The organism is Marinobacter sp. B-21, assembly GCF_056857895.1.
On record NZ_JBSXNZ010000083.1, the window covers coordinates 114498 to 122222 of the forward strand.

Annotated in this window: 6 protein-coding genes and 2 pseudogenes; 4 read left to right on the forward strand and 4 right to left on the reverse strand. The window is 57.9% G+C overall.

Features of this window, described 5'->3' with window-relative positions; all coding sequences use genetic code 11:
• Nucleotides 1-39 precede the first annotated feature (39 nt).
• On the forward strand, nt 40-1164 hold the full coding sequence (locus AC13C0_RS14905) for an aminotransferase-like domain-containing protein (protein WP_341580997.1): 1125 nt from the start codon (nt 40-42) through the stop codon (nt 1162-1164).
• Nucleotides 1165-1286: 122 nt separating this feature from the next.
• Here the strand turns inward: AC13C0_RS14905 and AC13C0_RS14910 are convergent, their stop codons facing one another.
• On the reverse strand, nt 1287-2549 hold the full coding sequence (locus AC13C0_RS14910; RefSeq protein WP_482954644.1) for a Glu/Leu/Phe/Val family dehydrogenase: 1263 nt from the start codon (nt 2547-2549) through the stop codon (nt 1287-1289).
• Nucleotides 2550-3178: 629 nt separating this feature from the next.
• Between AC13C0_RS14910 and AC13C0_RS14915 the strand changes: the two genes are divergently transcribed.
• From AC13C0_RS14915 to AC13C0_RS14925, 3 genes are all read left to right on the forward strand, one after another.
• A complete protein-coding gene (locus AC13C0_RS14915) occupies nt 3179-3556 on the forward strand; it encodes a DUF4398 domain-containing protein (protein ID WP_117618990.1) in 378 nt (125 codons plus the stop codon).
• Nucleotides 3557-3580: 24 nt separating this feature from the next.
• Nucleotides 3581-4387 carry an OmpA family protein gene (locus tag AC13C0_RS14920; RefSeq protein ID WP_117618989.1) on the forward strand — a complete coding sequence of 269 codons (807 nt, stop codon included), beginning with the start codon at nt 3581-3583 and terminating at the stop codon, nt 4385-4387.
• A 316-nt stretch (nt 4388-4703) separates the two neighbouring features.
• Nucleotides 4704-6812 (forward strand): molybdopterin-dependent oxidoreductase, encoded by a 2109-nt coding sequence (locus AC13C0_RS14925; protein WP_482954645.1) that lies wholly within the window; start codon nt 4704-4706, stop codon nt 6810-6812.
• 51 nt (nt 6813-6863) lie between these two features.
• Here AC13C0_RS14925 and AC13C0_RS14930 read toward each other — a convergent pair whose 3' ends face one another.
• The 3 genes and pseudogenes from AC13C0_RS14930 to AC13C0_RS14940 form a co-directional block, all read right to left on the reverse strand.
• The gene (locus tag AC13C0_RS14930) at nt 6864-7157 is read right to left on the reverse strand and encodes a HigA family addiction module antitoxin (RefSeq protein WP_117618987.1); all 294 of its coding nucleotides are present in this window, start codon (nt 7155-7157) and stop codon (nt 6864-6866) included.
• A pseudogene (locus AC13C0_RS14935) lies at nt 7157-7437 on the reverse strand (type II toxin-antitoxin system RelE/ParE family toxin). The gene AC13C0_RS14930 and the pseudogene AC13C0_RS14935 overlap by 1 nt, the downstream one beginning before the upstream one ends.
• A 41-nt stretch (nt 7438-7478) precedes the next feature.
• A pseudogene (locus tag AC13C0_RS14940) lies at nt 7479-7577 on the reverse strand (group II intron maturase-specific domain-containing protein); the annotation flags it as partial.
• Between the last annotated feature and the right edge of the window lie 148 nt (nt 7578-7725).

Below are 7725 nucleotides of genomic sequence, written 5' to 3' on the forward strand. Positions count from 1 at the left end.
CAATGTACCATTCGCAAACCACGCCTGAGTCACCGCACCATGGATGATTTGCGCATAGAACTGAACCGTCAGGCCGGAACGTCTTTGGTCGAACAGATCGTCGAAGCTATCGGAACCTCCATTTCCGAAGGGCGCTTGTACTCCGGGGCTCGCCTGCCCTCGTGGCGTGATCTCAGCGCCCAGCTTGGGGTCGCGCGCGGTACGGTAAAGTCCGCGTACGAGAGGCTGATCGATGAGCAACTGGTGGTCGCCCGCGGCGCTGCGGGTACCTTTGTCGCCGATCGGTTGCCGGTGTCACATCCGGCAGACACCAGTGACTTACGAGGGCCGTTGCCCGAGTTCTACCAGCATCCATTCGGCGACCCGGCCATGGTGTTCCAGGTTGGTATACCTGCCCAGGACGTATTCCCCTACAAGGTATGGTCGCGTATTGCCTCAGGCGCCGCCCGCGAGGCTGCCATGGCGTCGGTCAGCTATCCGGACCCACGTGGTGAGCCAGGCTTGCGGGCTGAAATTGCGGCTTACCTGTCGCTGTCACGGCGTCACCAGTTGCTCGAATGGGCGGCCAGACGCGGGGGTTGGATCATCGAAGACGACTACCTGAGTGAGTTGCAGCTCGCCGGTCGCGCCGCTCCGGCTCTGGCGTCGCAGGACAAATACGGCCGCGTTATTCATATCGGCACCTTCAGCAAAACCATAAGCCCCGGTCTGCGTCTCGGCTTTATTGTGGTGCCGCCGGCGCTGGCAAACCGGGTTGGCGATGTTGCCGCCGCTCTGGCCCCAGCCGCTTCGATAGCGAGCCAGAGAGCGCTCGGCGAGTTCATGCGCAAAGGTCACTATCTGCGCCATTTGCGCAGGATGAAACGGACCTACACCGCCCGGCGCTCTTCACTTCAGCGCGCCTTAAACGCATCCGCTACCGATGAAGCCATGGCGGGCTTGGCGTTACTGCTTCGATTACCCGATGGCACGGACGACAAGGCGATTGCTCTTGAAGCGCTGGAGTTTGGCCTGGCCCCCGCCCCATTGTCTACCTGGTATGCCGATCCGGCGAGGACCCGAAGCGGGTTGCTGCTGGGTATCACCAATATTCCGGAACAGGGGCTGGATGCATGCTGCAACCGCCTGAAACAACTCGCCGGAATCGCCGTCGGTCAAGAATAGGAAGTCTAATTGAGATACCCACCGGTAACCTGAGTAACGCCCAAGTGGGAAAATAGTTCTGTCCCGGTTTCCACTGTCCCGGTTTCGAGTCGAGATCGCCCGAATCGCGGCGCCCTGCTATTTCAAAATCGAGGCCGTACCCGACTAACACCAGCCGCGCAGGTGCATCGCCTCTTCAATCCGTTTGAGCGCATTAATCCAGGCACCCAGCCTGACCATTTCACCTGGTGGTCAGCCGCAGCATTCGCGGCTTCCCGATAACCCCTTGCCAACCGCTCCTGTCGCAGGCGGTTAATCGTATCGATATCCCAGTAATTATCGGAAAGGCCCTGACTGCGTTCCATCTGGCACAAGTGCACGCTACCGGCATTAGCCAGCACATCCGGCACGATGGTTACGCCCCTTTCCAGCAGCATCACTTCGGCTTTTACGGTCGTCGGCGCATTGGCAGCTTCCACGACCATCCGGGCCTGGATCCGGTCCGCATTGTCCGCGGTAATCACGCCCTGAACCGACGCGGGCACCAGCACGTCGCAGTCACATTCGAGCATCTTTTCACTGGTAATCGGCTCGCTGCCGGCAAAGCCCGAAACTTTACCCGTGGACTTTTTGTGCGCCAGCAGGCCGGGAATATCGAGCCCGTCGTTCGAATAAATGCCGCCGCGGCTATCACTCACCGCCACAACCATACAGCCGGCTTCGTAGAACATACTCGCCGCCACCGAGCCGACCTGGCCGAATCCCTGGATAGCGACACGGGCATTTTCGATGGCAAAGTCGGCCTGCTCCGCGGCCTCCCTGAACACATCGAAAACCCCACTCCCGGTCGCTTCATAGCCCCCCAGCGACCCGCCGAGGATGGGCGGTTTATCGTTGACCGCTGCCGGTTCATGATAGCCGGTGACCGACTCGTATTCGTCCAGCATCCAGCTCATTGTTTGCAGATCCGTGCCGATATCCGCACCGGGGACATCGTACGCCTGCCCTTTCGGGCGCAGGTAGCGAATATAGGCGCGGCAAAGTGACTCGAACTCCCGGTCACTTAATTCACGCGGGTCGGCCACGATGCCCCCTTTGCCGCCACCTGCCGGAATTCGCCCAGCCGCGTGTTTGATCGACATAATCAAGGCGAGGGATTTCACCTCATCAAGGTCGAGATCGGCAGAAATACGCGTCCCATCACGGCTCGGCCCAAGCGCATCGTTATAACGGACACGGTGAGCATCAAACACCCGAAAACTGCCATCGTCCATTTTCATCGGAATGCGAAAAGACACTACGCGCCCGGGTGCCGCGAGAAATTCAATCACATTGGGGTCAATCTTACCGAGACGGCCCGCCTCACGAAGAATTTGCCCGCTTTCGTCCAGAAAATCGTAGTTCATGGAACTCCCCATAAATGCTGTGCACGACATTGCTCCCTGTTTGGCAGGGTGCCCCAACCTGCCACCCCCGGCTGATTGATCCTCGGCTGGATGGTAATCAAGCAGGGCGGGGAGGCTCCTCAACTTAAAACGTAGCAGTTACCGGCATTATTGTGGAATGGATTTGCCCGTCTTTATAGAAAGCTTTTTATGCAATGGGGTTTTTGGGTACGGTGGCGAAGCCGCCCCCAAAGTTCAACGCAGCGGAAGATGTCATTTCGAAAAAATTGTTAAGTGTTTCGGTACCAGGCACCGAACTCATCAGCTACTTTTCAGGTTAATCTGCTTCGAACCTGCAGAGACGATTTGCCCACTTTTACCTTTGCCTACATCCTCAATAGCTCCGACAGGCTTCAAAAAGGCAGCAGTTTGCTCTCAAAAACCGGGACAGATCCATTTTGCGGGAAAATAGTTCTGTCCCCCTTTCGTCCCTGTCCCCGTTTCGTCCCGTTTCGCGCACGCGCGGCCAACCTGCCAGTAGCAAACTGAGAGCCGTTGGCTATACTGGAAAACAGCGTATTTGACATTATTTGACAATATGGCCAGTACCGTCACGCTGCGGATCATGTTGTGAACCCGGGAGTTCCTTTATGAAACCGCACCTTTCAATGACACGCACTCTGACTACCCTCACGTTGGCGACCCTTTTAGTCGCCTGTGCCGGGCCGGGGCCAAAGCCCAACAGCGAGCTGCAGTCTGCGGAATCCGCCATCAAACAGGCCGAGGCCTCGGACGCCCGAAGATTCGAGCCTGTGTTGCTGAATGAAGCGAAAAACAAAGTGGCCGATGCTCGCGGCCTCATGGACAAAGAACAGTACAAGGAAGCCAGGCGCTTGCTGGAGCAGGCCGAGGTTGATGCGCAACTCGCAGGCGCGCGCTCGGAGACCGAAAAGGCTCAGCAAGCGGTTGCCGAGATCAACAGTAACATCGAAAACCTCCGCAAGCAGCTCAATTCAAATCAGCAGTAAGCCCGGCGACAGGAGACACGAAAAATGAACGTTACACTATCTATCGGTTTCGCGGTCGGGCTGTCCGCAATTATGGTTGGCTGTGCAAGCACGCCCAAACAGAATGCCGACATTGACGAAGCCAGAGCCGCATACACGGAAATAGAGCAGGATCCCAACGTCGCGCGCAGTGGTGCGGCACAACTGCGCCAGGCCAAGATCGAACTAGATCGTGCCCAGGCGCTGTTAAATGAAGGCGCTGACGTAAACCGCGTCGAACACGCAGCCTACCTGGCAAAGCGTCACGCCGAGATCGCCATGCAACAGGGAAAGCGTGCCGATCTGGAAGAAGAGATCAGCTCTGCGGAAGAGCGCCGCAAACAGCTAATGTTGCAAATGAAGTCAACTGAGGCGAATGAGGCTCGCATGGAGGCAGAAGCGCTGAGGGCTGAAATGGCCGCTCTCAAAGCGGAGAAAACCGAACGTGGAATGGTGCTTACGTTGGGTGATGTGCTCTTTGACCTCAACAAAGCTGATCTGAAAGCCTCCGGCAAGCGCACCGTGGAACGACTGGCTGACTTTATGAAGCAGTACCAGGAGCGCCGGGTACGCATTGAAGGCTATACGGACAGCACAGGCTCTGCCGAATACAACCAGGGATTGTCAGAGCGACGCGCCATGTCGGTTCAGAGCGAGCTGTTGAATCAGGGAATACCCGGTAACCGGATTGAAGTGGAAGGCTATGGCGAGGCCTATCCCGTTGCCACCAACGATACCAGTGCAGGGAGACAGCAGAATCGCCGAGTGGAGATCGTGATTTCGGATGAATCCGGCATGATCAATGCGCGTTAACTTTTTCAATGAAACTGCCGCCCCCATCGCCGGCGACAAAAACACAGCTGATCCGGGTTCCAAGCACCAGGAAGGCGTGGAACCATTCGAGGACACTGCTGCCGGCGCCGGCGTTCTTTGCCAGTGATTTGGCGATAACGCCATGGTACGACGAAAAATGGTGGTACGACGAAAAACGGTGTTTTTTACCGCAGGCAGAAAGGTGATTTGCCGGGGTTGACCTGGTTTGTGTGACTTACGACGGTCTGTTTTTTTGCCCGGTTGTGCCACACTTCTCGAACCAACAACGACAACACCCAAAACCGAGCCTGTCGACATGAGCGAGACCCAGACCCACTATCGCACCTGCAATATCTGTGAAGCCATGTGTGGCCTCGAAATCAAGCACCGGGGCAACGAGATCCTGTCGATCAAAGGCGACCACGACGACCCGTTCAGCCGAGGCCATATCTGCCCAAAGGCGGTCGCCCTCCAGGACTTCTACAACGACAAGGACCGCCTGAAAACACCCATCAGGCGCACCGCTGACGGCTGGCAAGCGATCAGCTGGGATGAGGCGTTCGAGGAAATCGCAGCCCGTTTTCGTGGCATCCAGGAGGAACATGGCCAGGATGCGGTCGGTGTGTATCTCGGCAACCCCAACGCCCACAACTTCGGCAATGCCATCATGCTGCCGCGGTTCTTCAAGGCCCTGGGCACCAACAACCGCTACAGCTCCGCCTCCGCCGATCAGTTGCCCCACCACGTGGCCTCCAACTACATGCTCGGCGCCGGCATGCTCATCCCGATTCCAGACATCGACCACACCGATTTCATGCTGATCATCGGGGCCAACCCGATTGTCTCCAACGGCAGCCTGATGACGGCCCCGGGTGTCGGCAAACGGCTCAAGGCGATTCAGCAACGGGGTGGCAAGGTGGTGGTGGTTGATCCCCGTCGCACCGAGACCGCCAGGAAGGCCGACCAGCACCTGTTTATCCGCCCGGAGACCGACGCCCTGTTCATGCTGGCGCTGGTGCACACCCTGTTTGACGAACAGCTGGTGACTCTTGGCCACCTGGAACCCCGGATTGACGGCCTGGACCAACTGGCGGGTGCGGTTCAACCCTATTCGCCGGAAACCGTGGCGGAGGCCTGCGGCATGTCAGCCACCGCCATTCGTGGGCTGGCGCGGGAAATGGCCGCCGCCAAGAGCGCGGTTTGCTACAGCCGCATGGGTGCCTCGACCCAGTCTTTCGGGGGCCTCTGCCAGTGGCTGAACAACGTGCTGAACCTTCTCACCGGCAATTTTGATCGCCGGGGTGGCGCCATGTTCCCGCAGCCGGCGTTCGATCTGGTACGGGATAAGAAGGGCAAACCCAGCTCCTACGGCCGCTACGAATCCCGGGTGAGAAAACTGCCCTACTTCAACAACGAGTTCCCGGTCGCCACCCTGGCCGATGAAATCCTCATGCCGGGCGACGGCCAGATCCGCGCGATGATCACCATCGCCGGTAACCCGGTGCTCTCCGCGCCCGGCGGCGCCCGGCTGGAAGAGGCTTTCGAGGCGCTGGATTTCATGGTGTCGGTGGATATCTACCTGAACGAAACCACCCGCCACGCGGACATCATCCTGCCGGCGACGACGGGCCTGGAAGTGCCCCATTTCGATGTCTTCTTCAACTCGTTTGCGGTGCGCAACACCGCCAAATTCTCCGAGCCGATGTTCGAGAAAACACCCGACCAGAAACATGACTGGGAGATTCTCCGGGATCTGACCCTGCACCTGACCGGGCTGAAAGACGATGGCGTCACACCCGAGGCGATGCTGGATCTTGGCCTCAGGCACGGCGCCTATGGCAAGCAGGGCATGAGTCTCGAAAAGCTGAAAGCCAACCCCCACGGATTAGACCTGGGGCCTCTTCAGCCCTGCCTGGAACAACGCATCCAGACCGGGGACGGCATGATCCGGATTGCGACCTGGCTGTACCTGGACGACCTGAAACGCCTGGATGCCTCGGGCCTGCTGCAGGTTGATCAGAGCAACGACTATCCCTTCGCCATGATCAGCCGTCGGCTGCCACGCAGCCACAACACCTGGACCCAGAATTCCCACCGGCTGGTGAAAGGCAAAAACCCGTGCACGGTGCAGATAAACGACGCCGATGCCCGCAAGCTCGGCCTTCAAGACGGGCAGATGGTGAGTGTCAGCTCAGTCACCGGCACCATCCAACTGCCGGTGGAAATCGACGACGACATGTTCGAGGGGGTGATCAGCATTCCACAGGGCTGGGGCCATAATCGCGACAACACCGGCATGTCCATCGCCGAATCGCAACCTGGGGTCAGCATGAACGACGTGACGGATTCGCAGCGCATCGATGCACTGACAGGGAATGCGGCGTTTAACGGAACGCGGGTGGCGGTGCAGGCAGTCCGCTCATAGGCCCCCAATGGAGGCGAAGCCGGAACGAAAGAGCCGCCGCCGTGCCTGGCCTTAAGCTGCTTCGAAATCCAGGGGATGAATGCCATCCAGGTTCACCGTGCTGCGAGCCACCCAGAGATCGTACATGCCCTGCATCGCCAACCAGCTCTCAGGGCTACGTCCGAGAACCTTGGATAGCCGCAGAGACATTTCCGGGCTAATACCACTATCCCCTTTGAGCAAGCGAGACAAAGTAGAAGGAGAAACGCCCAGACTGGAAGCAAGCTGACGGGAACTGATGCCGAAAGGCTCCAAGTACACCTCCCGAATGAATTCACCAGGATGCGGCGGATTATGCATAGTCATTAGTGATAATCCTCATAATCAAGAATGTCGGCGTTGCCGTCCTGAAATTCGAACGTCGTGCGCCAATTTCCGTTAACCCAAATCGACCACCGCCCTTTGTCTTTTCCCTTCAATGGGTGAAGCCGAAAACCAGGGATGTCCATGTCTTCCACCGAAGTGGCTGTATCCAGAGCAACGAGCTGCATACGCAGCTTCTTGGCGTGATCAGAGACTGTATGCCAGCCATGCTACCGGTCGAGTAGAACCGTTTTAGTCCTTTGTGACGGAATGATTTAATCATGAGGGGAGCCTAGCATGTTGCGCACCACGCAACAATAGTGCTTAGTCGGGTCGGGGTAAGGCTTGCGCAAAACCGTAGTAGCCTTTCCAGCCCCTCAAGTACACCGCTAACTCGTCGATCACCGTTTGCATGGCCCGACCCCCGCGTGAGTTATTGTCAAATCTGGTGTATGACCATCAGGCAGCGTTCCTGTCAGATTGATCTTCCACCTCTATACCATCCCGAAACTGCACGTTATTCACGACCAGCTTCAGTTGGTCAAACCCCTTGATCCGCTTCCAGCGTTTC

What these genes read in the sequence shown, in the direction of transcription:
- AC13C0_RS14915 (WP_117618990.1), top strand. Translation starts at nt 3,179, where the DNA reads ATGAAACCGCACCTTTCAATGACACGCACTCTGACTACCCTCACGTTG.
- AC13C0_RS14930 (WP_117618987.1), bottom strand. Translation starts at nt 7,157, where the DNA reads ATGACTATGCATAATCCGCCGCATCCTGGTGAATTCATTCGGGAGGTG.
- AC13C0_RS14910 (WP_482954644.1), bottom strand. Translation starts at nt 2,549, where the DNA reads ATGAACTACGATTTTCTGGACGAAAGCGGGCAAATTCTTCGTGAGGCG.
- AC13C0_RS14905 (WP_341580997.1), top strand. Translation starts at nt 40, where the DNA reads ATGGATGATTTGCGCATAGAACTGAACCGTCAGGCCGGAACGTCTTTG.
- AC13C0_RS14925 (WP_482954645.1), top strand. Translation starts at nt 4,704, where the DNA reads ATGAGCGAGACCCAGACCCACTATCGCACCTGCAATATCTGTGAAGCC.
- AC13C0_RS14920 (WP_117618989.1), top strand. Translation starts at nt 3,581, where the DNA reads ATGAACGTTACACTATCTATCGGTTTCGCGGTCGGGCTGTCCGCAATT.